We start from the raw sequence: 23,424 nt of genomic DNA, 5'->3' as shown, positions 1-23,424 counted from the left end.
GCATGCACGCGATCACGATCCCGAAACCCGGTGGCCCCGAGGCGCTCGTCTGGGCGGTGGTGCCCGACCCGGAGCCCGGCCCGGGAGAGGTGGTGGTCGAGGTGTGTTCCAGTGCGGTGAACCGGGCCGACCTGCTGCAACGCCAGGGGCACTATCCGCCGCCGCCGGGCGCGCCGGCGTACCCGGGGTTGGAGTGTGCCGGGGTGGTGGCCGCGGTCGGGCCGGAGGTGACCGGCTGGTCGGTGGGCGACGAGGTCTGCGCGCTGCTGGCCGGCGGCGGGTACGCCGAGCGGGTCGCCGTGCCGGCCGGCCAGTTGTTGCCGGTGCCGGCGGGGGTGGACCTGGTCGACGCGGCGGCGCTACCGGAGGTGGCCTGCACGGTCTGGTCGAACGTGGTGCAGCTGGCCCGGCTGGCCGAGGGCGAGACGCTGCTGGTGCACGGCGGCGGCAGCGGGATCGGCACGTTCGCCATCCAGCTCGGGGTGGCGCTGGGCGCGACCGTGGTGGTGACCGCGCGGGCGGCGAAGCACGAGCAGCTGCGCGAGCTGGGCGCCGCCCACACGATCGACTACGCGGAGCAGGACTTCGTCGAGGAGCTTCGCCGGTTCACCGACGGCCGGGGGGCGGACGTGATCCTGGACATCATGGGTGCCGCCTACCTGCCGGGGAACGTGGCGTCGCTGGCCACCGGCGGCCGGCTCGTGGTGATCGGCATGCAGGGCGGCCGTAAGGGCGAGCTGGACCTGGGGATGCTGCTGGCGAAGCGCGCGTCGGTGCACGCGACCGCGTTGCGCTCCCGCCCACTCGCCGAGAAGGCGGAGATCGTCCGGGGCGTCCGCGAGCAGGTGTGGCCGCTGGTCGAGTCGGGGAAGATCCGGCCGGTCGTCCACGCGCGGGCGACGATGGCCGAGGCCGCCGCCACGCACCGGCTGGTGGAGACCAGCGACCACGTGGGCAAGGTGCTGCTGGTCCGCTGACGGTCAGGCGGCGTCGGGTCCGGGGCGGGGGAGCATGAGCCGGGCGCCGGCCCCCTCGGCGGCGAGCGCGTCCCCCGGGTTGTAGAGGGTGCAGCGCTGCAACGACAGGCAGCCGCAGCCGATGCAGCCGTCGAGGTCGTCGCGGAGCTTGCCGAGTAGCCGGATCTTCTCGTTCAGCCGCTCGCGCCAGGCGCGGGAGAGGGCGGCCCAGTCCTCGGGGGTGGGGGTCCGCCCGGACGGCAGCGAGTCCAGCGCCTCCCGGATCTCCTCCAGCGAGACGCCGACCTGCTGGGAGATCCGGATGAAGGCCACCCGGCGCAGCTCGGTGCGGGCGTAGCGGCGCTGGTTGCCGCCGGTCCGTTCGGCGCGGATCAGCCCGAGCCGCTCGTAGTAGCGCAGCGCGGAGGGAGCCACGCCGCTGCGGTCGGCGAGCTGGCCGATGGTCAGGGTTGCTTCGTGCATCACAGGGCCTTGAGTTGAAGTGCGCTTCAAGTCCGAGGCTATCCGCATGACGACGACAACCGCCACCGACCCCGCGCTGCTGGGGGCGCTGCTCGACCGGGTACGCGCCGGCCGCGAGTTCGGCGCCAACGTGTACTCGACGCTGGACGTGCTCCAGGTGCTTTACGACCGGGTGCTCCGGATCACCCCGGCGACGGTGGACGACCCGGACCGCGACCGCTTCCTGCTCTCCAAGGGGCACGCGGTCGCGGGCTACTACGCGCTGCTCGCCGCCAAGGGCTTCGTCCCGGCGGACTGGCTGGACGACCAGGGCGGCCCGGAGAGCCGGCTCGGCGACCACCCGGACCGGCTGCTGGTGCCCGGGGTGGAGATCGGCTCCGGGTCGCTGGGCCACGGCCTCGGCCTGGGCGTGGGCACCGCGCTGGGGCTGCGGGCCCAGGGCCGCACCGACCCCCGGGTGTACGTGCTGCTCGGCGACGCCGAGCTGGACGAGGGCTCGAACCACGAGGCGATCGCCTACGCGGGCGCCACCGGGCTCGGCAACCTCACCGCGATCGTGGTGGACAACCGGTCGGCGAGTCACGGCTGGCCGGGCGGCGCGGCCAGCCGGTTCACCGTCAACGGGTGGACCGCCGCGACCGTCGACGGCCGGGACCACGCGGCCCTGCACACCGCCCTGACCAAGCACGATCACCACCGGCCGCACGTCGTCGTCGCGGTCGTCACCGACGGGGAGTGACCATGACCATGCGCGAGATCTTCGTGACCGCCGCCGAGGAGGTGCTGGCCGATGCCCGCACCACGATCGTGCTCGCCGACATCTCGGCCGCCGCGTTCGCCCCGGCCGCCGCGCGCTACCCGGACCGGGTGGTCAACGTCGGCATCCGGGAGCAGTTGATGATGGGCGTGGCCGGCGGGCTGGCGCTGACCGGTCAGCGGCCGATCGTGCACAGCTACGCGCCGTTCCTGGTCGAGCGGGCGTACGAGCAGATCAAGCTGGACCTCGACCACCAGGGGGTCGGGGCGGTGCTGGTCAGCGTCGGCGCGTCGTACGACCGGGCGGCGGCGGGGCGGACCCACCTCGCCCCGGCCGACGTGGCGCTGATCGACACGCTGAACGACTGGACCGTGCACGTGCCCGGCCACCCGGACGAGGTGCCGGGTCTGCTGCGTGACGCCGTGTGCGGGCGTGGTTCGGCGTACCTGCGGCTGTCCACACAGACCAACGCGCGGGCGTACCCCGAGGCGGGTGACCTGCGGGTGATGCGGGACGCCGGGCCGGGCGCGCCGCTGCTGGTGGCCGTCGGGCCGCTGCTGGACGCGGCCCTCGCGGCGGTGGCCGACCGGCCGGTCACGGTGGCCTGGACCCACCGGCCGCGCCCGTTCGACACGGCCGGGCTGCGGGCGCTCGCGGGCACCGAGGTGATCCTGGTCGAGCCGTACCTGGCGGGCACCTCGGCCCGGGTGGTCGGCGCGGCGCTGGCCGACCGGCCGCACCGGCTGCTCACCCTCGGGGTGGGACGGTCGGACCTGCGCCGCTACGGCACGCCCGAGGACCACGATCGCTGGCACGGCCTGGACGCGGCCGGCCTGCGCCGCTCGGTCGACGCGTTCCTCACCCCGGCCCGCGCAGCCGCCTGACCGCCGAGACGACGGGACCCCGCGACACCGGCCTGGGCCGGGGTGCGGGGTCCGTGTCGTGCGGGGGCGTCAGCGGGCGCTGGGGCCGACCGGGCGGCGGCGGGCGCGCTCGCGGGCCAGGATCCAGATCGCCTCGACGCCGTCCTTCCAGGTGATCTTCTTGCCCTCCTCGCGGCCCCGGGCGCGGTAGCTGATCGGGACCTCGTAGGGGCGGATGCGCTGGCGGAGCAGCTTGCCGGTGACCTCGGCCTCCATGCCGAAGCCGCGCGAGCGGACCTGGAGCGAGCGGTAGAGCTCCAGCGGCATCAGCTTGAAGCAGGTCTCCAGGTCGCCGATGTACGAGTTGTAGAGCACGTTGGCGGCGAGCGTCACGCCCTTGTTGCCCATCACGTACCAGAAGCTGTAGGAGCTGTGGCTGCCGAAGGTCCGGTTGCCGTAGACCACGGTGGCCCGGCCGTCGAGCACCGGCTCGAGGAGCCGCGGGATGTCCTGCGGGTCGTACTCGAGGTCGGCGTCGAGGATGACCATGTACTCACCCTCGGCGTTGTCGACGGCGGTCTTGATCGCGGCGCCCTTGCCGGCGTTGCGCTGGTGGGTGATCACCCGCAGCCGGGCGTCGTCCACCCGGCCGAGCACCTCGCCGGTGCCGTCGCGGCTGCCGTCGTCCACGACGACGAGTTCGATCTCGCAGGGGTAGTCCACCGCCAGTGCCTGCTTGAGGGCATCCGCGATGCGTTCTTCCTCGTTGTAGACCGGCATGAGGATCGAGAGCTTCACGGGTTCTCCACGGTGGCGACGGCAGATCGGGGCCTAGCCTAACCCGGTTGGTCGCCGAGGTCACCACAGCCTGCCCCCGGCCTGGGCGGACATCCCGGCGCCGCCCGCCCGATAGGCCGGAGAAGTGCCCATCCGCACCCCGGCCGGGGGCCGGCGCGGTCGCGCCGACCCCCGGTGGTTGCGCGTTACTTCTGCTTGACCGGAACCACGATCAGCCGGGCCACCCCGTTGTCGCCGTCCTTGGCGCCGGCCACGCCGACCGTCGAGCCGACCTTGATGTCGCCGGACTGCACGGTGGTGCGCCGCTCGACCACGCGGAGCTTCTCGTCGAAGGTCCAGGTCATCGAGAAGCCGTCGGTGGACTTCACGGTCATCGACTTCGCGTCGATCGCGGTCACCTGGCCGCGCTGCACGGCGACGCTCTTCGTACCGCCGTCCTTGGTCTGCACCACGACCTCGCCGTGCAGGGTGTTCTTCCGCAGCAGCACCCGGGCGCGGTGCCGCTTGCGCCACTCCTGCGCCCGCTTGTCCTGCGGGCCGGCCTTCACACCGGGCGCGCCGGAGGCCGAGGGCGCCGGGGCGGCGACCGGGTCGACGTCCAGCTCGGCGGCGTCGACACCGAGCGCGGCCAGCGCCTGGCCGTCCGCGCCCAGGGCGGCGGCCACCTCGACGGCGGTCTCCTTGGCCGAGTCCTGCGCGACCTGCGCCGGGCCGCATCCGGCGAGCCCGAGCGCGGCGGCGGCGAGCAGCGCGGTGACGCCGGTGACGATTCCCTGACGTGCCATCAGTGTTCCTCTCGTCCGTGGTGCCGTCAGCCTCCCCCGCGCGCGCGAGCGGATCGTCAGGCCGATGTTCGGGTCAGGTAAGGATCGCCGGGCAGCCGGACGGTGAAGGCCGCGCCGCCCTCCGGGGCGTGCCCGGCCGTGATGTCGCCGCCGAGCCGCCGGACCAGCCCGGCGGCGAGGGCCAACCCCAGGCCGCTGCCCACCTTGCGCACCCCCCGGTACCGCTGGTGCAGTGCCCCGCGCTCGAACGCCACCGCGAGGTCGTCGTCGGTGAAGCCGGGTCCGCCGTCCCGGACCTCGACGACGCCGCCCGCCGCCGGGTCCGCCCCGGCCGCCCGGACCGCGAGCACCACGGGCGCCCCCGGGGGTACGACGCGCAGCGCGTTCTCCAGCAGCCCGTCCACGACCTGCCGGATCCGCCCCGGATCGGTGTACGCGGGCACCGGCCCGTCCGGCGCCTCCACCCGGAACGGCACGCCGACCGCCGCGCACCGGTCGGACCAGGTGCGCGCCGCGTCGGCGGCGAGCCGGGTCAGGTCGACCGGCCCGGGTTCCAGCGGGAAGTCGGCGGCCTCCAGCCGGGCCAGCGCCAGCAGGTCACTGACCAGCCGGTCCAGGTGCTCGGCCTCGGCGAGCACGGTCCGGCCGGTGGCCGGCACCCCGTCGGCGTCGATCACCCCGTCGGCCAGCGCCTCGGCGTAGCCGCGGATGGCGGTGAGCGGGGTGCGCAGCTCGTGCGAGACCGAGAGCAGGAACTCCCGCTGCCGCCCCTCGCTGGTGGCCAGCGCGGCGGCCAGCCCGTTCAGCGCGTACGCCAGGTCGGCCACCTCGTCGGGCGGTTCGACCGGCACCCGGACCGCCCGGTCCCCGGCGCGCAGCCGCGCCGCGGCGGTGGCCGCACTCCGGATCGGCCGGGCCAGCCGGCGGGCCAGCAGCAGGCCGGCGGCCACCCCGGCGCCGAGGCCGGCGAGCATCGGCAACCAGAGGCTGAGCAGCACCTGCCGCCACGGCCCGTTCCGGGTCGGCCGGGCCAGCACGACGCCGTCCCCGCCGGGCAGCGCCCGCCCCTCGACCAGGGCCCGCTGGCCGGCGACGACGCGCCGGCCGGAGACGTCCCGGCCGGACGCCAGCCGGTTCACCACCGGCGGGGGCAGGCCGGCGTGGTCGGCCTGGCCGGCCCGGATCAGGTAGACCTCGATCTGCTGCTGGCGGAGCTGGCGGATGAGCCGGTCCCCGGCGTTGTCCCGCTGGCGCGCCGCCCGGACCCGGAGCACCTCGGCGGCGAGCCGGGCCTGGGCGGCCAGCGCCTCCTGGTCGCGCCGCTCCGCCCCGCGTACCGCCAGGGGCACCGCGACCAGCGCGGTGACCAGCACCGACACCAGCGCCACCGCGCAGGTGACCAGCACGGCGCGGGCGGTCAGGGTGTGCGCGAACCGCCGCCGGGGCGGTGCCGGCGGGCCGGGCCCGATGACCGGCAGCGCGACGGTGGGCTGTTCAGGCATCGGCCGCGTACCCGACGCCGCGGTGGGTGCGGATCACGCTGGCTTGGCCGAGCTTGGCCCGCACCTGCGCCACGTGCACGTCGACGGTCCGGGTGCCGGCGTGTGCCGCGTACCCCCAGACGCCGGCCAGCAGCTCCTCCCGGGTGAAGACCCGGCCCGGCCGGGCCATCAGGTGCGCGAGGAGGTCGAACTCGGTGGAGGTGAGCTGCACCGGGGAGCCGGCGGCGGTGACCGTGCGGCGGGCCGGGTCGAGGGTGACCGCGCCGACCACCCGGGGCTGCTCGGCCGTGGCGGGCGCGCCGGCGGTGCGGCGCAGCACGGCCCGGACCCGGGCGACCAGCTCGCGCGGGCTGAACGGCTTGGTCACGTAGTCGTCGGCGCCCAACTCCAGGCCGACGATCCGGTCCACCTCGTCGTCGCGGGCGGTGAGGAAGATGACCGGCGTCCAGTCGCCGGCCTCGCGCAGCCGCCGGCACACCTCGGTGCCGGCCAGGCCGGGCAGCGCGATGTCGAGCACGCAGGCCACCGGGCGCAGCCGCCGCGCGGCGGCCAGTCCGGCCGCCCCGTCCCGTTCCAGGTGTACGCCGAACCCGTCCCGGCTCAGGTAGAGCCGGACCAGGTCGGCGATGGCCGGCTCGTCCTCCACCACGAGGACGAGCCCGCGCGGTGCGGCGTCGGCGGTCACCGGCCCATGATTACCGACCGCGGGCCGCCCGGAAGGTCAGGGGAGTGTTCGGATTCGGTAAGGAGCCGGTCAGCGGACCGGCGCGGGGCGGAACACGGCCGGGCGGGCGGCGGCCGGCGGCTCGCCGATGGTGGCGACCAGCCGCTCCGCGGGCGTCCGGAGCCGGGTCCGGAAGGCGTGGTTGAGCAGGGCGTCGAGCTGCCACACCTGCTTCGGGTGGTGGGTCCGGATGAGGAACCGCTCCCGGGCCCCGTCGATCGCGGTGGCCGCCAGCTCCAGGCTGTGCGACCGGGGGTCGGGGCTCCAGGTGACGTTGCTCAGTTCGCGCAGCTCGGTGTTGAGGTGCAGGCGCAGCCGGTGCAGCACCCGGGTCTGCCGGGTGACCACGAGGCGGCGGTGGGTGAGCAGCATGAGGTAGTCGCCGCCGACCGGGTGGTCCGGGCGGCTGCACCGGGTGACCAGGATGGTGGCGTCACCGGAGCCGACACACCGGCGGAAGACCGGCATGTGTCGGCTGACGGTCTGGGTGGCCAGGCCGGTCTCGGCGGCGGCCGGAAGGAACGTTCGCGAGAACACGTCCATGCAAGATGCAACGAGCATGTGAGCAGGGGTGATATGGGTCACTCCCGATTTCTGGAAGTTCCACCCGTGCAACTCGCACCCGATGTGCGACGGACGACGGGTCCCGGCCCGCCGGCCGGGACCCGCCCGAAGGTCAGGGGGTGACCTGGACCAGTCCGGCGTCCACCTGCCACTCGCTGCCGTTCGGCACGTACGTGCTGACGCTGTGGCCGATCACCTCGTCGCCCTCGACCGCGTACCGGGAGACGTCGGAGTCCACGGCGTCGTCGGTGGCGTCCCGCCCCGTGAAGTCGTACGTGGCCGCGACCCGCACCTCGATCCGGTACTGGTCCGGCTTGACCTCCACGGTCCAGCTGCCGTCGGCCGCCACCGGCACGGCGATCGGGGCGCCGTCCGGCTCGCCGCCGAAGGTGGGCACCACCCACACCGAGGCGTTCGCGGCGACCGGGTCGACCGCCGGGTCCTCGGCGTCACGCCGGCCGTCGCCGTCCAGGTCCTGCCAGAGCCGACCGTGCACGGTGCTGGTGTCCGCGAACTCGACGCTGGTGCCGATCTCGTTGGCCCCGGAGGGAAGTTCCGGGGTCGAGGTGGTGAGCACGCCCTGGAACGGGATCAGGTCGCCGGCGACCCCGCCGACCACCGTGAAGTCCAGCGGTAGCACGGCCTGCTCGCCGGTGACCATCGGCTCGTGGCGGCAGTCCCAGCCGTCGGCGACCGTGGTGCACTGCCAGGGCGCGGTCACCCCGTCCGCCGGGACCGGGCGCAGCCGCGGGTCGAGGGTGATCCGCATGGTGACGTCCTCGGCGACCAGGTCGCCGACGTTCTCGAACTCCCAGGTCGTGCGAACCGTGTCCCCTTCGACGACCCAGTACGGCCGCACGTCGAGGGTGGTGAAGCGGAGGTCGGCGCCGTGCGGCTCGGGCACGATGCTCGCGTCGTAGGTGAAGACCGCGTCGCCGATGTTGTCGCCGCTGTTCGTCTCCGCGCTGGTGGTGCTGACGTCCACCGGCACGGTGACGGTCGAACCGTCCGCGCCCACCGGGAGCTGCACCCCCAGGGTCAGCGCGGCGGCGGCCTCCCCCGCGGCGAGCGCCGGGTGCGTGCAGGCGACCACCGGCGAGGAGACGTCACACCGCCACGGGCCGTCCGCGGGCACTCCGCCCCCCTCGCCGGCGACGGTCACGCCGTCGGGCAGCCGGACATGGAGGCTGATTCCGTCGGCGACGGCGTCGCCCCGGTTGACCAGGGCCAGCCCGACGCCGGCCGCCTGGCCGTCGACCAGGACGCGCTCGGGGTCGGGGGTGACGGTGAGCCCGAGGTCGGCTACCTCCGGCTCCGGCACCACGATGCTCGCGTCGTAGGTGAAGACGGCCGTACCGGCGTTGTCGGCTGTGGAACTCTCCCGGCTGGTCGTGGTCACGCCGACCGGCACGGCGACGGTGGCGCCGTCCCGCCCGGCGGGCAGCCGCACCTGGAGCTTCAGCGGGGCGGCGGCCGCCCCGGCGGCGAGCGCGGGGTGGGTGCAGGTCGTGACCGGGGTGGCGAGGGCGCAGTGCCACGGGCTGTCGGACGGGATCCCGCCCTCACCGGCGGGCGCGACGACCTGCGGGAGGCGGAAGGTGAGGGTGATCCCCTCGGCACCGGCGCGGCCGTGGTTGACCAGGTCGACCCCGATGCCGGCAACCTGACCGGCGACCAGGACGCGCGCGGGGTCGGGGGTCACCGTGAGGCCCAGGTCGGCCCGGGCCGGGGCGGCGGAGACGGGGCCCGCACCGAGAGCGGTGACGGCGGCGGAGAGGGCGAGGGCGGCCGCTCCGGCGCGCAGTGCCGGGCCCTCGGGACGGATGAAACGGATGACGGGCATGCCTGCCTTTCGTCGATCGGACGGCGGCGCGACCGGCGCCACCGGGGTGCCGGAGGCCGCCACCGCACCCCGTCGGGGCCGGGTCGACCTCCGCCGGCATCCGTCGATTCAGGCGTTGCCGGGCGGGTCGGCGTTACGCACCGGCCCACCCACCGTCCACTGTTCACCGTCGCGCAACCAGGGCGAAGCCCTGTGGTGAACGGCCGGTCAGACCGGGTTCCGGCCGAAGAGTTCGCCGAGCCAGCCGGGCACGGCGGCGGCGTACTCGGCCCGGGCCGGGTCGGGGGTGGCCAGGGCACGCCGCCACGACAGCGACCGGCTCACCGTGGCGACCGTCATGGCCAGGCCGGCGGCCTCCCGCAGGGCGGCCCGGTCGTACCGGTCGGTCCACGCCTCCAGGTAGGCGTCCCGCAGCCGACCCAGCACCGGGTCGCCCGGAGCCAGACCGACGCCGTGCGCCACGGAGTTGAGCGTCACGAGCAGGGTGCCGAAGGGGTGGGCCACCGAGGCGTCCCCCCAGTCGAAGAAGCGGTAGCCGTCGTCGGTGACGAAGACGTTCCCGTCGTGCAGGTCGTCGTGCTGCACGCTGGCCGGGACGCCGAACTCCGCGAGGCGCCGGCAGGTCGCGGCGAACTCCGGCCGGTACGCCCGCAGCCGCGCGCGCAGCTCCGGGGTCAGCCCGTCCGGCTGGCCGACCAGCAGGGCGTCGGAGTCGTCGAGCAGGCCGTCGAGGAGTTCCGGCATCAGCTCCGGCCGGTGGTCGGGCACCCCCGCGGCGAGCAGCCGTCCGGCCTGCGGCGCGACCGCGACCTGCAGGGCCGCGTACGCGGGCAGCACCCGTAACCAGCGGCTCAGGTCCCCGGCGAGCACGTCGCGCAGGCTCGGGCCGCCGTCGGGCAGCAGCGACCAGCCGCGCGCGGCGTCCACGGCGATCGGGTCGAGGACGGTGCCCGGGGCGAGCCGGGCCAGCTCGGCCAGGAGCGCCGCCTCGTAACGGGTGCCCGGGTTGTTGGCCTTGAACCAGACCGGACCGGCCCCGGTGGGCACCCGCCAGACCAGCGACCAGGGGCGGACCCGGGGCTCGACGGGCCCGGTCACCCGCCGGCCGTGCCGGGCCAGCGCGTCACCGACCCAGGCCAGCGCGGCGTCCCGCCAGGACGGATCGGACCAGTCCGTTGTCGTCACGGTCGGCACGCTAGGCGCTGCCCGCGGCGGCGGCCAGCGATTTCAGAGCAGCTCGACGATGGTGGCGTTGGCCATGCCGCCGCCCTCGCACATGGTCTGCAGGCCGTAGCGGATCCCGTTGTCCCGCATGTGCTGGAGCATGGTGGTCATGATCCGGGCGCCGGACCCGCCGAGCGGGTGGCCGAGCGCGATCGCCCCGCCGCGCGGGTTCAGCCGCTCCGGGTCCGCCTCGGTCTCCGCCAGCCAGGCCAGCGGCACCGGGGCGAACGCCTCGTTCACCTCGTACACCCCGATCTCCTCGATGCCCAGCCCCGCGCGGCGCAGCGCCTTCGCGGTGGCCGGGATGGGGGCGGTGAGCATGGCGACCGGGTCGTCGGCGGCGACCACGGCGGTGTGCACCCGGGCCAGCGGGCGCAGGCCGTGCCGGCTGGCCCACTCGCTCGTGGTGACCGCGAGCGCCGCCGCCCCGTCGGAGATCTGCGACGCAGACCCGGCGGTGACCACGCCGTCGGCCTTGAACGGGGTGGGCAGCTCGCCCAGCTTGGCGAGCGACGTGTCCCGCCGGATGCCCTCGTCGGCGGTGAACTTGCCGCCGTCGGCCAGCGCCACCGGGGCCAGCTCCGGGTCGAACGCCCCGGCGTCCTGCGCGGCGGCCGCCTTCTCGTGGCTGGCGAGGGCGAACTCGTCGAGCTGGGTGCGCGAGAAACGCCACCGCTGGGCGATCAGCTCGGCCCCGACGCCCTGGTTGAACGGGAGCGGGCTGTCCGCGGCGACGCCCTCGACGCCGCGGTAGCGCTCCAGGATCGCGGCGCTGAACGGCATCCCGCCGGCCACGCTGGAGCCCATCGGCACCCGGGTCATCGACTCGACGCCCCCGGCGACCACCAGGTCGGCCTGGCCGGAGAGCACGGTGGCGGCGGCGAAGTGCAGCGCCTGCTGGCTCGACCCGCACTGCCGGTCGAGCGTGGTGCCGGGGACCGACTCGGGCCAGCCGGCGGCGAGGACGGCGTTGCGCGCGACGTTCCACGACTGCTCGCCGACCTGCGACACGCAGCCCCAGACCACGTCGTCGACCTGCTCGGGGTCGATGCCGGTCCGCTCGGCGAGGGCGCGCAGCACGTGCGCCGAGAGGTCGACCGGGTGGACGCCGGCGAGGCTGCCCTTGCGCCGCCCGACCGGGGTCCGGACCGCTCCGACGATGACCGCGTCACTCATGTCTACTCCCCGGTAACCTGGCTTGCCCCGATCCTACGTGCTGACCGGGGCGGTCGTCCTCCCCCGTTCCCGGGCCCACCCGGCTGGCATGCTGGGGCGGTGACTCCACAGTCGTCCCCGGCCCCGCAGTGGCGGGTGTCGCCGGTGCTGCCGGCGGTCAAGGCACTCGGCGCGCTCGTCCTGGTCGCGCTCGGCCTGCTCTTCGCCGCCGAGGACCGGGTCCAGCTGGTGCTCGCCGGGCTCGCCGCCGCCGCGCTGCTCGGCTGGGCGCTGCGCGACCTGGTCGCGCCGGTCCGGCTGGCCGCCGACCCCGAGGGGATCACCGTGGTCCACGGCTACGCCGGCCGCCGGCGGCTGCCCTGGGCGGCTGTGGAGGCGATCCGGGTGGAACGGCGTACCCGGCGCGGGCTCACCGCCGAGACGCTGGAGATCGACGCGGGCGAGTCGCTGCACCTGTTCGGCCGCTACGACCTGGACGCGCCGCCCGAGGAGGTCGCCGCCGCCCTGGAGGCCGCCCGCGCGGCCGCGCGCTGAGACCGGTCAGCCGGTCAGCGCGGCGGTGCGGACGAGGACCAGCCCGAGCAGCGCCACCAGCAGGATCGCCCCACCGGCCGCCTGGAAGGCGGTCCGCCGCATCCGCGGGGCGTACGCCAGGACGAGCGCCATCAGCGCGCCGACCACCAGCCCGCCGAGGTGCCCGGCCACCGAGATGCCCGGCACGGTGAACGTGAAGATCAGGTTGATCACCAGGATCGGCACGATGGCCGAGGTGTCCCGGCCCAGCCGCCGCATGATCACGAAGATCGCGGCGAACAGGCCGAAGATGGCCGTCGACGCCCCGACGGCGGGTTGGTTGGGGGCGCTGAACAGGTAGACCGCGACGTTGCCGCCGAGCCCGGCGATCAGGTAGAGCGCCAGGAAGCGCAGCGGGCCGAGTGCCGCCTCCAGGGTCCGACCCAGCACCCAGAGCGCCCACATGTTGAGCAGCAGGTGCGGCAGGCCGTAGTGCAGGAACATCGCGGTGACCAGCCGGTACCACTGGCCCTGCGCCACCCCGCCGAGGGTGTGGTCGGGAAGAATCGCCTGGCCCAGCACCGCGCCCCAGTCGGTCAGCGGCGTCGAGTCGCCAAACAGGCCGCCGAGGCCGGAGCCGCCTAGAGCGCCCAGCCCGCCCCGGTCGGAGGCCAGGGACAGCACCATGACCAGCGCGTTCAGCGCGATCAGGGTCTTCGTGACGTAGCCCTGGCGGCCGGCGGCACCGCCCCCGAAGGCGGTACGCGCCGGCCGCACGGTGCGGCGTCCCTCGCTGACACACTCCGGGCACTGGTGGCCGACGGAGGCGTCCCGCATGCACTCCGGGCAGATCGGCCGGTCACAGCGGGTGCACCGGACGTACGTCTCCCGATCCGGGTGCCGGTAGCAGACCGGAGTGGTCGGCGCCGGCCCGCCTGTGGCGTCACCTGCCTGCCCGGAGCGCTCAGTCATGCGAGCAAAGGTACCCGCGTCACGCTCACGCCGGCTTGCGCTCGATCTCGACGCGCTCGATGACCACGTCCTGGAGCGGCCGGTCGCTCGGGCCGGTCGGGGTGTTCGCGATCGAGTCCACGACCTTCGCCGACTCCTCGTCCGCGACCTGACCGAAGATGGTGTGCCGGTTGTTCAGGTGCGGCGTCGCGCCCACCGTGATGAAGAACTGCGAGCCGTTGGTGCCCGGCCCGGCGTTCGCCATCGCCAGCAGGTACGGCCGGTCGAAGCGCAGCTCCGGGTGGAACTCGTCGCCGAACTTGTAGCCCGGCCCACCGCGACCGGTGCCGGTCGGGTCACCCATCTGGATCATGAAGCCGCTGATCACGCGGTGCGAGATGGTGCCGTCGTAGTACGGCCCGCTGCCCGGCTGGCCGGTGCGCGGGTCGATGTACTCCCGGGTGCCCTCGGCCAGCTCGACGAAGTTGCGGACGGTCTTCGGCGCGTGGTTCGGGAAGAGCTCCAACCGGATCGGGCCAGCGTTGGTGTGCAAGGTGGCGTAGACAGCCTCGGCCACGGGTACTCCTCACTCGTTGGTCAGTTCCATGCGGATCCTCCCATGTGCCCGATCTGGCCATGCGGAGGCATCCGAAGGTGGAGGATGACGAAGGAACAACTCCCAGGAGGTGGGACCGTGTTTGGAATCGGGCGGCGCAAGACCCGGGGGCAGCTCGCGAAGGCCGAGCTGAACCAGGGCATCGGTCACCTGAGGCAGGCCGCCACGCATGCGGCGAAGGGTGCCGGCGCCACGGTCGGCCCGCGCGTCCAGGCGGCCCGGGGCGCTGTCGCGCCCACCGCGATCGTCGTCCGGGACCGGGCGTCGAGCGGCGTGGCGTCGACGGCCGCCGCGCTCGCGCCGCTGCTCATGGCGATGCGGAACGCGCAGGCCGAGGCCGCCGGCAAGGCCCTGACCGGCCGGAGGGCCGCCGCCGCCAAGCAGGCCGCGATGAGCAAGAAGGTGAAGGCGAAGAACATGAAGGCCGCGAAGAAGAAGCAGAAGAGGTCGCGCGGTATGACGACCGGCCTGCTGGTCGCCGGCACGGTCGCCGGCCTGGCCGGGGCGATGGCCATGCGCCGCCGCCGCGAGCAGCAGGAATGGGCCGAGTACGACCCGACGGGCAAGCTGGAGCCGATGCGGGAGGACGTGGACACGATCGTGGTGGAGACCCCCGACGCGACCGCGAAGGTCACCCAGGCCGGGCCGACCGGCGCCGGCAGCTCGGCCGTGGCCGGCAGCGGCAGCGCCTCGACCGCCACGTCGAGCAGCCAGCCGGTGATCCACCCGAACGACAAGGTTCCCTCGGTCGCCGAGGGCGCCAAGGACGTGTCCGGCCGCCCGGCGGACGACGTCACCAAGGCCACGCAGAACGGCCGGAGCACCGCCAAGTCCAGCGGTCGTCGCTGACCCGACGGTCACGGAAAGCGCCGGCGTGCGGGGACGCCCCCGCGCGGCCGGCGCTTCCGTCTGCCGGTCACAACCAGCCGTTGCGGCGGAACAACCGGTAGAGCGTGAACGACGAGATCAGCATCAGCGCCCACACCCCCGGGTAGCCGTAGGTCCAGCCCAGCTCCGGCATGTTCTTGAAGTTCATGCCGTAAATGCCGGCGATGGCGGTCCACACGGCACCTATCGCGGCCCACGCCGCGATCTTGCGCATGTCGTTGTTCTGGTCGACGGTGACCTGGGCCAGCCGCGCCTGGAGGATCGAGTTGAGCAGGTCGTCGTAGGAGTTCACCTGCTCGACGGTGCGGCTCAGGTGGTCCTGCACGTCCCGGAAGTAGCGTCGCACCTCCTGCGGCACCTCCCGGTTGACCTGCGAGGTGAGGGTGAGCAGCGGGCGCTGCAACGGCACCACGGCCCGCTTGAACTCCACCAGCTCCCGCTTCATCTGGTAGATCCGCTGGATCCGCCCGCTGCCCTGCCGGTCGAAGACGTCCGCCTCCAGCACGTCGAGGTCGTCCTCCAGCCGGTCGGCCACCTCCAGGTAGAGGTCCACCACCCGGTCGGTGACCGCGTACGCGACAGCCCACGGGCCGTGCAGCAGCAGGTCCCGCTTCGCCTCCAGGTCGGCCCGGACCGGCGACAGCCGGCAGGCGTCCCCGTGCCGCACGCTGATCAGGAAGTTCGGCCCGATGAAGAGCATCACCTGGCCGGTCTCCACCACCTCGGAGTTCTCGGTCAGCTCGGTGTGCTCGCAGTAGCGGGCAGTGCGCAGCACGAGGAAGGCCACGTCGCCGAAGCGCTCCAGCTTCGGACGCTGCTGGGCCTTGACCGCGTCCTCGACGGCCAGCTCGTGCAGGCCGAAGGTGGCCGCGATCGCGGTCATCTCCTCCAGCTCCGGCTCGTGCAGGCCGAGCCACACGAAACCGTTTCGCTCCCGGCGAGCGGCGGTCAGGGCGTCGGCGTAGGTCCAGTCGCCGGGCCGGCGCTCGCCGTCGACGTACAGGCCGCAGTCGACGATCCCGCTCCGGCCGGAGCCGGCCGGCTCGGTCGTACGCGGAGAGCCGTCGGCGTTGAGGATGCGGGACATGGCGCGTACCGGCGCCGCCCAGGCCCGTGGTCGGGGTGCCCGGTCGCCGTTCTGCGCGGCGCCGCGGTCGCGTGCCACCCGGTCCGTCATCTCGCCCCCTCTCCACGAAGCTGCGGCTTGCAGGTTACGCCGGTCGGGACGGGGCGCAGCGCGGGCGAGCACGGGGCGGCCTGCCGGACTGCGACCCGCGTCACGCCCGGGCGGGAGCGGTGACGGCGCCGGGCGGGCCGGCCGCGTCAGGGGGGTGAGGGGCGACACGGCCCACCCGGCACCCATTTGGGGGCGGGAGTAGTGCTGTGCGCGCCGGCGGCCCGGACGGGGCGGCCCGTGGCCGCCCGGTCGGCGGACCGGTCACCGAGAAAAGGTGAGCGGCGCTCGCAGCATTGTGGGTCGCCGACCGGCCCAGCGGGAGAGCCGGACCGGCCGGTATCGCCCTTCTGTCGGGAACCCGACAGAAAGCTAGCCCCGGACGGATGCCATCGCCTCTGCCAGCCGCCGGACGCCCTCGTCGATCCGGTCGGCCGTCACCGCCGAGAACGCCAGCCGCAGCGCGTGCCGGCCACCGTCGATCATGAAGTCGCTGCCCTTGACCACCGCGACGCCGCGCTCCGCCGCGGCCGGGGCGAGCCGGTCGACCTCCACGTCCTCGGGCAGCTCGATCCAGAGGAAGTAGCCGCCGTCCGGCTCCACGAACCGGGCCTCCGGGATGTGCCGGCGCAGCGAGTCGGCCAGCACCTCGGCGCGCTCACCCAGCGCCGTGCGCACCGTGTGGATCGACCGGTCGATCTCGCCGGAGACGCAGAACTGGTGCACGATCGCCTCGGAGACCATGCCCGGCGAGATGTAGAGGTTGGTGGCCCGCTTGGCGATCTTCGCGATCACGTCGGGCGGGCCGACCAGGTAGCCGACCCGGACGCCCGGGCAGACCGTCTTCGTGAAGCTGGAGGCGTGCACCACCACACCCCGCGTGTCCATCGACAGCATCGAGGGCAGCGGCTCGCCCCGGAACCGGATGTCCGCGTACGGGTCGTCCTCGAAGATCGTGAAGTCGTACTCGGCGGCCAGGTCGAGCAGCTCACGGCGCTTCTCCAGGGAGAGCGTCACGCCGGCCGGATTCTGGTAGTTCGGGATGACGTGGGCCAGCCGCGGCCGGACCCCCGACTCCAGCAGCTTGCGCAGCTCGGCGGTGTCCAGGCCGTCCGGCTGGATCGTGACGCCGTGGATCTCGCTGCCCATCTGCTGGAGGTTGAGCAGCGTCCGGTCGTACGTCGGGCGCTCGACCACCACCGCGTCGCCCCGGCGGACCAGGTGGTCGAAGAGGAACGCGTCGGCCTGGAGCGAACCGTTGGTGATCAGCACCTGGTCGGTCTCGACGCCGTGCTTCTCCGCGATCCACTTCCGCAGGGGCGGGTAGCCGACGGAAGTGCCGTACGCCGTGATCCCGGCGGGGTCGGCGTCGAAGGCGCGGACGGCGGCGGCCTTGAGCCCCTCGACATCGACGATGTCCAGCGAGGGAGCCCCACGGGCGAAGGAGATCAGCTGCTCGGCGGTCATGCGCACGAGCCTAGGGCCTGGCCCGGCGGGTCCGACCGCCATACACGCGAAGTTCAACATGCGGGCGGCCGCTCCGTCCACCAGGGGCGACGCGGATTCGAAACGAGTTCACGGCTGTCTACCATCCGACCGGAAGCTGGCGCCGGAACCACCGGCCGCCGAAGGATTGCGGGTCGCGGCAGACCCGGGGAGACAGGTGGTGAGGCTCGTGACCGAGGACGACGCCGGACGGCTCGACGACCAGCAGTTCGCGCAGTGGCTCGCCGGCCGGGCGGGCGAGGCGCTCACCGCGCTGCGGGACCGGCAGGGCTTCGCGGACCCCAGGGCACTCAAGGACGCCGGGGACCGCGCGTCGCACGAGCTGATGACCGCCGCGCTGGCCCGCTGGCGGCCCGCCGACGCGGTGCTCTCCGAGGAGGAGGCCGACTCGCGCCGGGCCTGGGCGGACGGCGAGCGGGCGCCCCGGCACGACGCCGACCGGGTCTGGATCATCGACCCGCTGGACGGCACCCGGGAGTTCTCCGAGGCCGGGCGGGACGACTGGGCGGTGCACGTGGCGCTCTGGCAGCGCTCGGCCGCGCCGGACGGCGCCCTGGTCGCCGGCGCCGTGGGCATGCCGGCCCGCACCACGGTGGACGGTGACCAGCTCATCCTCGGCACCACCTGCCCGACCCCGAAGCCGGCCGACGGGCCGATCCGGATCGCGGTGAGCCGCAGCCGACCGCCGGCCTTCGTCGGCGAGCTGGTCGAGCTGCTCGGCGCGCAGGCCGTCCCCATGGGCTCCGCCGGGGTCAAGGTGTGCGCCGTGGTGACCGGCGAGGTCGACGCGTACGTCCACGCGGGCGGCCAGTACGAATGGGACAGCGCCGCCCCGGTGGCGGTGGCCCTGGGCGCCGGGATGCACGCGTCCCGGATCGACGGGTCGCCGCTGCGCTACAACCGGGCCGACCCCCGGCTGCCGGATCTGCTGGTCTGCCGCCCCGAGCTGGCCGACCAGCTGCTCGACGCGATCGCCCGCACCGGGGTCGAGATGCCCGCTTCGACCGTCACCGACACCCCGGGTGGGGCGTTCGGCTGAGTGTTGCGGTACGCACGGCCCAGGTGACCGGAGGATATCGTTCGGTCGGAATGCACGTCCGACCTGAGTCCCGAGAGACGGGCCACCGCCAGCCAGGGAGGGTCATGCCGGCCGAGCGAGACCAGCACAACGCCTTCGGACAGCCGACCGGCCTCTGGCCGGGGCAGGACGTCCCGCGCCAGCAGGGCGCGCCCGTCCTGCCCTGGCCCGAGGCCGCGCCGCCGGTGCCACCGGCCGAGGCCCGATCCGGCCTGCCCTGGCCGGAGGCCGGGCCCGGTCACGGCGACCCCGACCCCCGGTGGGCCGGCGCCGACCCGGGATACGCCTGGCCGACGCGGCAGGCCGGCCCGGCCGGGCACCCGGACGCCGACCCGGCGGCCCGGGCGGCGGACGTCGACCTGCCGGCGCACGGCGGGGAGTACGACTGGCCGCCGCACGGCGGGGAGCAGGACTGGCCGCCACACGGCGGGGACACCGACTGGGCCGGGCACGGCGGGCCGGGCGACTGGGGGCCGGCCGCCGGGCCCGGACCGGAGGCCGGCTGGGCCGAGGGCGCGCCGGCCGCCACGGCCACCCTGCCCGGGCCGGCGCCGGACGGCGTACCAGGCGAGCCGCGTACCGCGGCCTGGCCCGGTGGCGCCGACCAGCCGCCGCTCCCGCCGGTGGCGCTGACCCCGACGCCGCCCGGGGGATCCCGGCGCCGGTGGCGGATCGCCGTCGCCGCGGCGCTCGTGCTCGCCGTCGCGGGCGGTGGCGCCGCCGTGGCGACCCTCCGGCCCGATTCGACCCGGCAGGCCGGCGAGGCGCCGCGCACCGGCGGACCGGTGCAGTCGGCCGGCCCGAGCGGCGCGGCCACGCCCGGCGCCGCCACCCCCAGCGCCGAACAGGGCCTCGGCGGCAAGCCGGCCGTGTCGCCGTCGACCTCCGCCGGCACCACTCCGGGCTTCGCCGGCACCCGGCTGACCCTCCCCGGCGCGTCGATCGGCGTGCAGAACGGGGAGAGCTTCGGCCAGGCGCTCAGCCGCTCCGACCGGACCTTCGGCAAGCTGCGGATGGCCCGCGTCTTCTTCCCCGGGCTGCCGCCGGCCTGGAACGGCAGCCGCGCCGACGTGGTGGACCGGACCGTGGTCGTCTCCTTCAAGGCCTCGCCGCAGGACATCAACTCCGGCAAGTACGACTCCCGGCTCGCCTCCTGGTTCGCCTCGATCCCGCGCGAGCACAACGTGTACTGGTCCTACTTCCACGAGCCCGAGGACGACGTCGAGCGCGGCGCATTCACCACGGCGGCGTACCGGACGGCGTGGAAGCGGGTCGCCGGGCTGGCCAACCGGGCCGGCAACCCCAAGCTGATCAACACGCTGATCCTGATGTGCTGGACGCTCGACCCAAAGTCCGGGCGCAGCTTCGACGCCTTCTACCCCGGCGGCGACGTGATCGAGACGCTCGGCTGGGACTGCTACAACTGGGGCGCCAAGTGGAAGCGGTACGCCCCGCCGCAGGAGATCTACGGCGAGATGATCAGCAAGTCCAAGGCGCTGGGCAAGCCGTGGGGCGTCGCCGAGACCGGCAGTGACCTGGTGCCGGGCGACTCGGGCAGCGGGCGGGCGACCTGGATCCGCTCGATGACCGGCTTCCTCAACGGCCAGCGGCCGGAGTTCGTGGCCTACTACAACCAGGTGGTCAGCCAGGGCGACTTCCGGCTGCTCGACCAGCCGAGCATCCAGGCGTGGAAGTCCTTCTGCGTGGCCTGACCCCGTGCAGCGGAACGGGCGGGTGACCGGCTGGTCGCCCGCCCGTTCGGCGTCCACGGCTCAGATGCCGCGGCCCCGCTTGTGCAGCGTGCGCAGCACCCGGTCGGCCTGCACCGCCCGGCTCGCCACCGCCAGCGCCAGGTAGGCGCGCGGCTCCCGCGGGTTGCGCGCCAGCGTGCGCCGGGCCCAGCGCACGGCGTCCCGCCGGTTGCCCATGGCCGCCTGCGCGAAGGCGATCTGACCGGCCACCCGCGCCTCGCCGTGCGGCACCGTGGCGAACTCCGGGTAGCGGCGCAGCAGCCACTGCAACGCCGTCGAGATGGTCTCCCAGCGCTGCGCGAAGTACGACCGCTTGTGCCAGCGGACCAGCACGTACGGGCTCTCCACATTGACCAGCGGGGCGTACCGGGCGGCCCGGAGGAGGAACTCGTAGTCCTCCGCGTAGCTGCCCGGGATCTGCTCGTCGACCAGCCCGATCGCGTCGAGCAGGGCGGCCCGGCGGATCAGGAACGTGGACGGGTGCAGCTCGGTGAGCCGGTCGCGCAGCAGCGCCTCCAGCGACACCCGGGAGCGGTCCAGCGAGCGGTCCACCGTGCGGTCGTCGTAGCTGACCCGGATGCCGCAGCTCACCAGCGCGCCGTCCGGGTGCACGTCGAGCGCCCCGAGCTGGGCGGCGAGCTTGCCGGGCAGCCACTCGTCGTCGTCGTCGCAGAACGCGACGAGGTCGCCGGTGGCCGCCTCGATGCCGGTGTTGCGCGCCCCGGCCAGCCCCGGGCTGCGGGTGTTGGTGATGACCCGGACCCGCCGGTCGCCCCGGTCCAGCTCCAGCGACCGGTCCGGCTCGGACTGGTCGTAGACCACGATGGCCTCGATCAGGCCGGGGTGCGCCTGGCTGAGGATCGCGTCGAGTGCCGCGCGCAGCAGCTCCGGACGGTCCCGCGTCGGTACGACGACCGAGATGCTCGGCCCACTCATGCTCTCTCCACGGACTCGTCGGAACCCCGCTGGCCCAGGTAGCCGTAGCGGACTCGGAAGGGGAGCGTGGCCAGGCTGACCACGGCCCGGCTGCGGCGCGGCAGGCGGCTCCGCCACGCCTCGTCCCGCCGCACGGTCAACGGCCCGCCGCTGAACCGCAGGGGGTTGCCGGCGACGCTGTGCGCGCGGAACGGGGCGGCGGGGGGCGACGGCTCCAGGTCGGGGCGCGGCGTCAGACGCGCCGAGCTGGAGTGGTCGGAGGTGAGGATGCGCAGCGCCTCGGGGTCGTCGGGCAGGCCGGCGAACTCGCGCAGCCGGCGGACCGTGCCGGCCGGGTCGGCCGTGAAGTCCTCGTAGCGCAGCCGGAGCACCTTCGCCCGGGCGGCGAGCAGGTGGAACGCGGCGTTCTGCGCGGTCCACAGCTTGCTCACCTCGAACGGCGAGAAGGTCGGCATGAAGTCCTCGCCGTCGACCACCTCCGGCCGGCGCACCTGCTTGCCCCAGGAGTACGCGACCGCCCGGCTGTCCCGGACCAGGTGCAGCACCCGCAGGTCGAGCCCCTCCGCCCAGCGCAGCGCGAAGGCGAGCGAGGCGTGCTTGCTGGAGTCGACCACCACCCGGGCGCCGGTCGCCGCGAGGGCGGCCCGGTAGATGCGGGTGTAGAGGTCGGCGTAGCGGCGGACGTCGGCGAGCTGCTCGGCGGAGAGCGAGTTCTTCGCCAGGCGGGGGATGTGCCGGGTCCGGTCGACCCGGTCCTTGAGCGCCAGCACGTCGTCCCGGTCGACGGCGGACCAGCCACCGAACGCGTGCTCACCCACCCGCTGCCAGAACGGGCAGGCCGTGAAGCGTTCGCCGCAGCCGCACCGCTCGTCGGCGCCGAGCGCGCGTTCCCAGAGGTGCACCACCTCACCGACCGCGCAGACGTCGGCACTCTGCGCCAGCAGCAGTTCCAGCAGGGTCGAGCCGCTGCGGCCGAGGCCGCCCACGAAGAGGACACGGGGCTCGGACGGCTCCGGGGCGCTCACCGGCGCCGCCCGCCGGCACGCTGGCTCGCCCGGCCGGCCACCAGGCCGTCGATCACCGCGCCGACCCGGGCCACCGCCTCGGCGCGCGGATCGGGCCGGTCCGGGTCCGCGGCCAGGACGAACCGGGCCGGGTCGGCCAGGCCCTCGTCGAGGGCGGCGACCAGCTCGGCCTCGGACTCGCAGAGACGGACCATGCCCGCCGCGCCGAGCCGCCGCGAGAACAGCTGCTGGTGATTGTCGACGTGCTCGTCGTGGCTCGGGTCGCGGGGCACCACGATCGGCAGGTGGCCGGTGCGGCGGGCCTCGGTGATGGTGGCCGGGCCGCCGTGGCTCACCACCAGCGTGGCCTCGGCCATGGCCCGCTGGAGCTCCTCGTGGCCGAGGAACGGGGTGGCCTCGGGCAGCGCCGGCGGGTGGCTGTGGCCGTACTGGAGGACGAGCCGGACACCCGGCCGCCCGGCGTGCCACCGCTCGAGCCAGCCGACCAGCCGGTCGAACCGGTGCACGTCGGTGCCGACGACGACCAGCACGTACGGCGTCGTGCGCCCGTCCCGCTGCCGGGGCAGGTGCGCGCTCACAGCGTCACCTTCGTTCGCGACTGCGGGGCTCGCAAAACCGGCTCACTCCTCGCGCTCACAGCGTCACCTTCGTTCGCGACTGCGGGGCTCGCAAAACCGGCTCACTCCTCGCGCTCACAGGAGGTTCCCCACGACGGTCGCCTCCGGGTACATGCGGCGCTGCTCCTCCCACTGCACGAGCATCGCGGAGAGGAAGGGGCGGCAGAGCCGGGCGGTCAGCGTCGCGCTGTCGATGCGGTCGTAGACCTCGATGTAGACCGTCGGGATCCGGCGCAGCCGGGCCGCGACCACGAACGGCAGGGCCACCCCGGCGCCGGTGGTGACCACGGCGTCGACGCGGCGGCGGCGGATCACCTTCAGCGCGAGGAAGGCGTTGCGGACCAGGTTCCGGACGTTCCGCGTGGTGGGGTGGTGGGCCCAGACCACGTCCTCACCGTCGAGCAGCGAGCGGGCGTCCGGGGTGTCGAACGTGACCCACGCCCGACGCCGCTCCCGGTACCACGGCTCCAGCGCCAGGAGCTGGGCGAGATGCCCACCACTGGAGCCGACCAGCAGGACCTGCCCCGAGTCGTCGATTGACCCGCTCACCAGAATGTTCCTCCCCGTACGCCGCGATCACGCCCGGATTTTCGTGAATGACCCCCGGACGCGCCATGACAACCTACTGGCGCGGGGGTGGACAACTGAAGGGGCCGTTGGACGGATCCCCACCGACCGGTCGGGTCACCCGGGG

24 protein-coding genes are annotated in these 23,424 nt (G+C 74.4%); 7 read left to right on the top strand and 17 right to left on the bottom strand.

Annotation, left to right across the window (positions count from 1 at the left end):
- Positions 1 to 2: 2 nt before the first annotated feature.
- Positions 3 to 977, top strand: coding sequence for an NAD(P)H-quinone oxidoreductase (locus tag RMN56_RS12440; protein WP_313723953.1), 975 nt, complete (start codon positions 3 to 5; stop codon positions 975 to 977).
- Between the two features lie 3 nt (positions 978 to 980).
- Here RMN56_RS12440 and soxR read toward each other — a convergent pair whose 3' ends face one another.
- Positions 981 to 1,439: a redox-sensitive transcriptional activator SoxR gene (gene soxR / locus RMN56_RS12435; protein ID WP_313723952.1), complete on the bottom strand. Its 459-nt coding sequence runs from the start codon at positions 1,437 to 1,439 to the stop codon at positions 981 to 983.
- Between the two features lie 46 nt (positions 1,440 to 1,485).
- Here soxR and RMN56_RS12430 point away from each other — a divergent pair, with 46 nt between their 5' ends.
- Complete coding sequence (locus RMN56_RS12430; RefSeq protein WP_313723951.1) at positions 1,486 to 2,178, top strand: thiamine pyrophosphate-binding protein; 693 nt, start codon at positions 1,486 to 1,488, stop codon at positions 2,176 to 2,178.
- An 8-nt stretch (positions 2,179 to 2,186) separates the two neighbouring features.
- Positions 2,187 to 3,080, top strand: a complete 894-nt coding sequence (locus RMN56_RS12425; protein WP_313724726.1) for a transketolase family protein — start codon at positions 2,187 to 2,189, stop codon at positions 3,078 to 3,080.
- A gap of 69 nt (positions 3,081 to 3,149) precedes the next feature.
- Here RMN56_RS12425 and RMN56_RS12420 read toward each other — a convergent pair whose 3' ends face one another.
- From RMN56_RS12420 to RMN56_RS12385, 8 genes are all read right to left on the bottom strand, one after another.
- Positions 3,150 to 3,857 carry a glycosyltransferase family 2 protein gene (locus tag RMN56_RS12420; protein ID WP_313723950.1) on the bottom strand — a complete coding sequence of 236 codons (708 nt, stop codon included), beginning with the start codon at positions 3,855 to 3,857 and terminating at the stop codon, positions 3,150 to 3,152.
- A 185-nt stretch (positions 3,858 to 4,042) separates the two neighbouring features.
- Positions 4,043 to 4,642, bottom strand: a complete 600-nt coding sequence (locus RMN56_RS12415; protein WP_313723949.1) for a hypothetical protein — start codon at positions 4,640 to 4,642, stop codon at positions 4,043 to 4,045.
- A 56-nt stretch (positions 4,643 to 4,698) separates the two neighbouring features.
- Positions 4,699 to 6,144: a sensor histidine kinase gene (locus RMN56_RS12410; protein ID WP_313723948.1), complete on the bottom strand. Its 1,446-nt coding sequence runs from the start codon at positions 6,142 to 6,144 to the stop codon at positions 4,699 to 4,701.
- Positions 6,137 to 6,829: a response regulator gene (locus RMN56_RS12405; RefSeq protein ID WP_313723947.1), complete on the bottom strand. Its 693-nt coding sequence runs from the start codon at positions 6,827 to 6,829 to the stop codon at positions 6,137 to 6,139. Before RMN56_RS12405 ends, RMN56_RS12410 begins: the two co-directional genes overlap by 8 nt.
- 69 nt (positions 6,830 to 6,898) lie before the next feature.
- Entirely contained in the window at positions 6,899 to 7,411 is a 513-nt protein-coding gene (locus tag RMN56_RS12400; RefSeq protein ID WP_313723946.1) for a hypothetical protein, read from the bottom strand.
- A gap of 133 nt (positions 7,412 to 7,544) precedes the next feature.
- The gene (locus RMN56_RS12395; protein ID WP_313723945.1) at positions 7,545 to 9,275 is read right to left on the bottom strand and encodes a hypothetical protein; all 1,731 of its coding nucleotides are present in this window, start codon (positions 9,273 to 9,275) and stop codon (positions 7,545 to 7,547) included.
- A gap of 207 nt (positions 9,276 to 9,482) precedes the next feature.
- The gene (locus tag RMN56_RS12390; RefSeq protein ID WP_313723944.1) at positions 9,483 to 10,460 is read right to left on the bottom strand and encodes a phosphotransferase; all 978 of its coding nucleotides are present in this window, start codon (positions 10,458 to 10,460) and stop codon (positions 9,483 to 9,485) included.
- 42 nt (positions 10,461 to 10,502) lie between these two features.
- Positions 10,503 to 11,675, bottom strand: a complete 1,173-nt coding sequence (locus RMN56_RS12385) for a thiolase family protein (RefSeq protein ID WP_313723943.1) — start codon at positions 11,673 to 11,675, stop codon at positions 10,503 to 10,505.
- Between the two features lie 99 nt (positions 11,676 to 11,774).
- On the opposite strand from RMN56_RS12385, the gene RMN56_RS12380 reads away from it, so the two are divergent.
- Complete coding sequence (locus RMN56_RS12380) at positions 11,775 to 12,209, top strand: PH domain-containing protein (protein WP_313723942.1); 435 nt, start codon at positions 11,775 to 11,777, stop codon at positions 12,207 to 12,209.
- Positions 12,210 to 12,215: 6 nt separating this feature from the next.
- Here RMN56_RS12380 and RMN56_RS12375 read toward each other — a convergent pair whose 3' ends face one another.
- Together RMN56_RS12375 and RMN56_RS12370 are read right to left on the bottom strand one after the other, a co-directional pair.
- Positions 12,216 to 13,160 carry a rhomboid family intramembrane serine protease gene (locus tag RMN56_RS12375; protein WP_313723941.1) on the bottom strand — a complete coding sequence of 315 codons (945 nt, stop codon included), beginning with the start codon at positions 13,158 to 13,160 and terminating at the stop codon, positions 12,216 to 12,218.
- Positions 13,161 to 13,185: 25 nt separating this feature from the next.
- Positions 13,186 to 13,716 carry a peptidylprolyl isomerase gene (locus RMN56_RS12370; RefSeq protein ID WP_313723940.1) on the bottom strand — a complete coding sequence of 177 codons (531 nt, stop codon included), beginning with the start codon at positions 13,714 to 13,716 and terminating at the stop codon, positions 13,186 to 13,188.
- An 84-nt stretch (positions 13,717 to 13,800) separates the two neighbouring features.
- Between RMN56_RS12370 and RMN56_RS12365 the strand changes: the two genes are divergently transcribed.
- A complete protein-coding gene (locus tag RMN56_RS12365; protein ID WP_313723939.1) occupies positions 13,801 to 14,604 on the top strand; it encodes a hypothetical protein in 804 nt (267 codons plus the stop codon).
- A gap of 67 nt (positions 14,605 to 14,671) precedes the next feature.
- Here the strand turns inward: RMN56_RS12365 and corA are convergent, their stop codons facing one another.
- Both corA and RMN56_RS12355 read right to left on the bottom strand, forming a co-directional pair.
- Positions 14,672 to 15,820, bottom strand: coding sequence for a magnesium/cobalt transporter CorA (corA, locus tag RMN56_RS12360; protein ID WP_313723938.1), 1,149 nt, complete (start codon positions 15,818 to 15,820; stop codon positions 14,672 to 14,674).
- A gap of 369 nt (positions 15,821 to 16,189) precedes the next feature.
- Positions 16,190 to 17,284, bottom strand: coding sequence for an aminotransferase-like domain-containing protein (locus tag RMN56_RS12355; RefSeq protein WP_313723937.1), 1,095 nt, complete (start codon positions 17,282 to 17,284; stop codon positions 16,190 to 16,192).
- Positions 17,285 to 17,483: 199 nt separating this feature from the next.
- On the opposite strand from RMN56_RS12355, the gene RMN56_RS12350 reads away from it, so the two are divergent.
- Both RMN56_RS12350 and RMN56_RS12345 read left to right on the top strand, forming a co-directional pair.
- Positions 17,484 to 18,362, top strand: a complete 879-nt coding sequence (locus RMN56_RS12350; RefSeq protein WP_313723936.1) for a 3'(2'),5'-bisphosphate nucleotidase CysQ — start codon at positions 17,484 to 17,486, stop codon at positions 18,360 to 18,362.
- 104 nt (positions 18,363 to 18,466) lie between these two features.
- On the top strand, positions 18,467 to 20,113 hold the full coding sequence (locus RMN56_RS12345; RefSeq protein ID WP_313723935.1) for a hypothetical protein: 1,647 nt from the start codon (positions 18,467 to 18,469) through the stop codon (positions 20,111 to 20,113).
- 60 nt (positions 20,114 to 20,173) lie between these two features.
- Here the strand turns inward: RMN56_RS12345 and RMN56_RS12340 are convergent, their stop codons facing one another.
- From RMN56_RS12340 to RMN56_RS12325, 4 genes are all read right to left on the bottom strand, one after another.
- Positions 20,174 to 21,088, bottom strand: coding sequence for a glycosyltransferase family 2 protein (locus tag RMN56_RS12340; protein WP_107078870.1), 915 nt, complete (start codon positions 21,086 to 21,088; stop codon positions 20,174 to 20,176).
- Entirely contained in the window at positions 21,085 to 22,113 is a 1,029-nt protein-coding gene (locus RMN56_RS12335; protein ID WP_313723934.1) for a sulfotransferase family protein, read from the bottom strand. The genes RMN56_RS12340 and RMN56_RS12335 overlap by 4 nt, the downstream gene beginning before the upstream one ends.
- A complete protein-coding gene (locus tag RMN56_RS12330) occupies positions 22,110 to 22,643 on the bottom strand; it encodes a glycosyltransferase (RefSeq protein WP_313724725.1) in 534 nt (177 codons plus the stop codon). The genes RMN56_RS12335 and RMN56_RS12330 overlap by 4 nt, the downstream gene beginning before the upstream one ends.
- Before the next feature lie 162 nt (positions 22,644 to 22,805).
- Positions 22,806 to 23,282 carry a glycosyltransferase family protein gene (locus RMN56_RS12325; RefSeq protein ID WP_091265599.1) on the bottom strand — a complete coding sequence of 159 codons (477 nt, stop codon included), beginning with the start codon at positions 23,280 to 23,282 and terminating at the stop codon, positions 22,806 to 22,808.
- Positions 23,283 to 23,424 lie beyond the last annotated feature (142 nt).

Origin of the sequence: Micromonospora halotolerans, from assembly GCF_032108445.1 — a bacterium.
Lineage (GTDB): Bacteria > Actinomycetota > Actinomycetes > Mycobacteriales > Micromonosporaceae > Micromonospora > Micromonospora halotolerans.
Note: the sequence above shows the minus strand (reverse complement) of the source record. Positions and strands in the feature narration are given on the sequence as shown.

Bases quoted from the DNA above. Each gene is read 5' to 3' on its own strand.
- RMN56_RS12430 (WP_313723951.1), top strand. From the start codon at position 1,486: ATGACGACGACAACCGCCACCGACCCCGCGCTGCTGGGGGCGCTGCTC.
- RMN56_RS12340 (WP_107078870.1), bottom strand. From the start codon at position 21,088: ATGAGTGGGCCGAGCATCTCGGTCGTCGTACCGACGCGGGACCGTCCG.
- RMN56_RS12400 (WP_313723946.1), bottom strand. From the start codon at position 7,411: ATGGACGTGTTCTCGCGAACGTTCCTTCCGGCCGCCGCCGAGACCGGC.
- RMN56_RS12415 (WP_313723949.1), bottom strand. From the start codon at position 4,642: ATGGCACGTCAGGGAATCGTCACCGGCGTCACCGCGCTGCTCGCCGCC.
- RMN56_RS12385 (WP_313723943.1), bottom strand. From the start codon at position 11,675: ATGAGTGACGCGGTCATCGTCGGAGCGGTCCGGACCCCGGTCGGGCGG.
- RMN56_RS12365 (WP_313723939.1), top strand. From the start codon at position 13,801: ATGACGAAGGAACAACTCCCAGGAGGTGGGACCGTGTTTGGAATCGGG.
- RMN56_RS12440 (WP_313723953.1), top strand. From the start codon at position 3: ATGCACGCGATCACGATCCCGAAACCCGGTGGCCCCGAGGCGCTCGTC.
- RMN56_RS12410 (WP_313723948.1), bottom strand. From the start codon at position 6,144: ATGCCTGAACAGCCCACCGTCGCGCTGCCGGTCATCGGGCCCGGCCCG.
- RMN56_RS12345 (WP_313723935.1), top strand. From the start codon at position 18,467: ATGCCGGCCGAGCGAGACCAGCACAACGCCTTCGGACAGCCGACCGGC.
- RMN56_RS12375 (WP_313723941.1), bottom strand. From the start codon at position 13,160: ATGACTGAGCGCTCCGGGCAGGCAGGTGACGCCACAGGCGGGCCGGCG.
- RMN56_RS12355 (WP_313723937.1), bottom strand. From the start codon at position 17,284: ATGACCGCCGAGCAGCTGATCTCCTTCGCCCGTGGGGCTCCCTCGCTG.
- soxR (WP_313723952.1), bottom strand. From the start codon at position 1,439: ATGCACGAAGCAACCCTGACCATCGGCCAGCTCGCCGACCGCAGCGGC.
- corA (WP_313723938.1), bottom strand. From the start codon at position 15,820: ATGACGGACCGGGTGGCACGCGACCGCGGCGCCGCGCAGAACGGCGAC.
- RMN56_RS12425 (WP_313724726.1), top strand. From the start codon at position 2,187: ATGCGCGAGATCTTCGTGACCGCCGCCGAGGAGGTGCTGGCCGATGCC.
- RMN56_RS12395 (WP_313723945.1), bottom strand. From the start codon at position 9,275: ATGCCCGTCATCCGTTTCATCCGTCCCGAGGGCCCGGCACTGCGCGCC.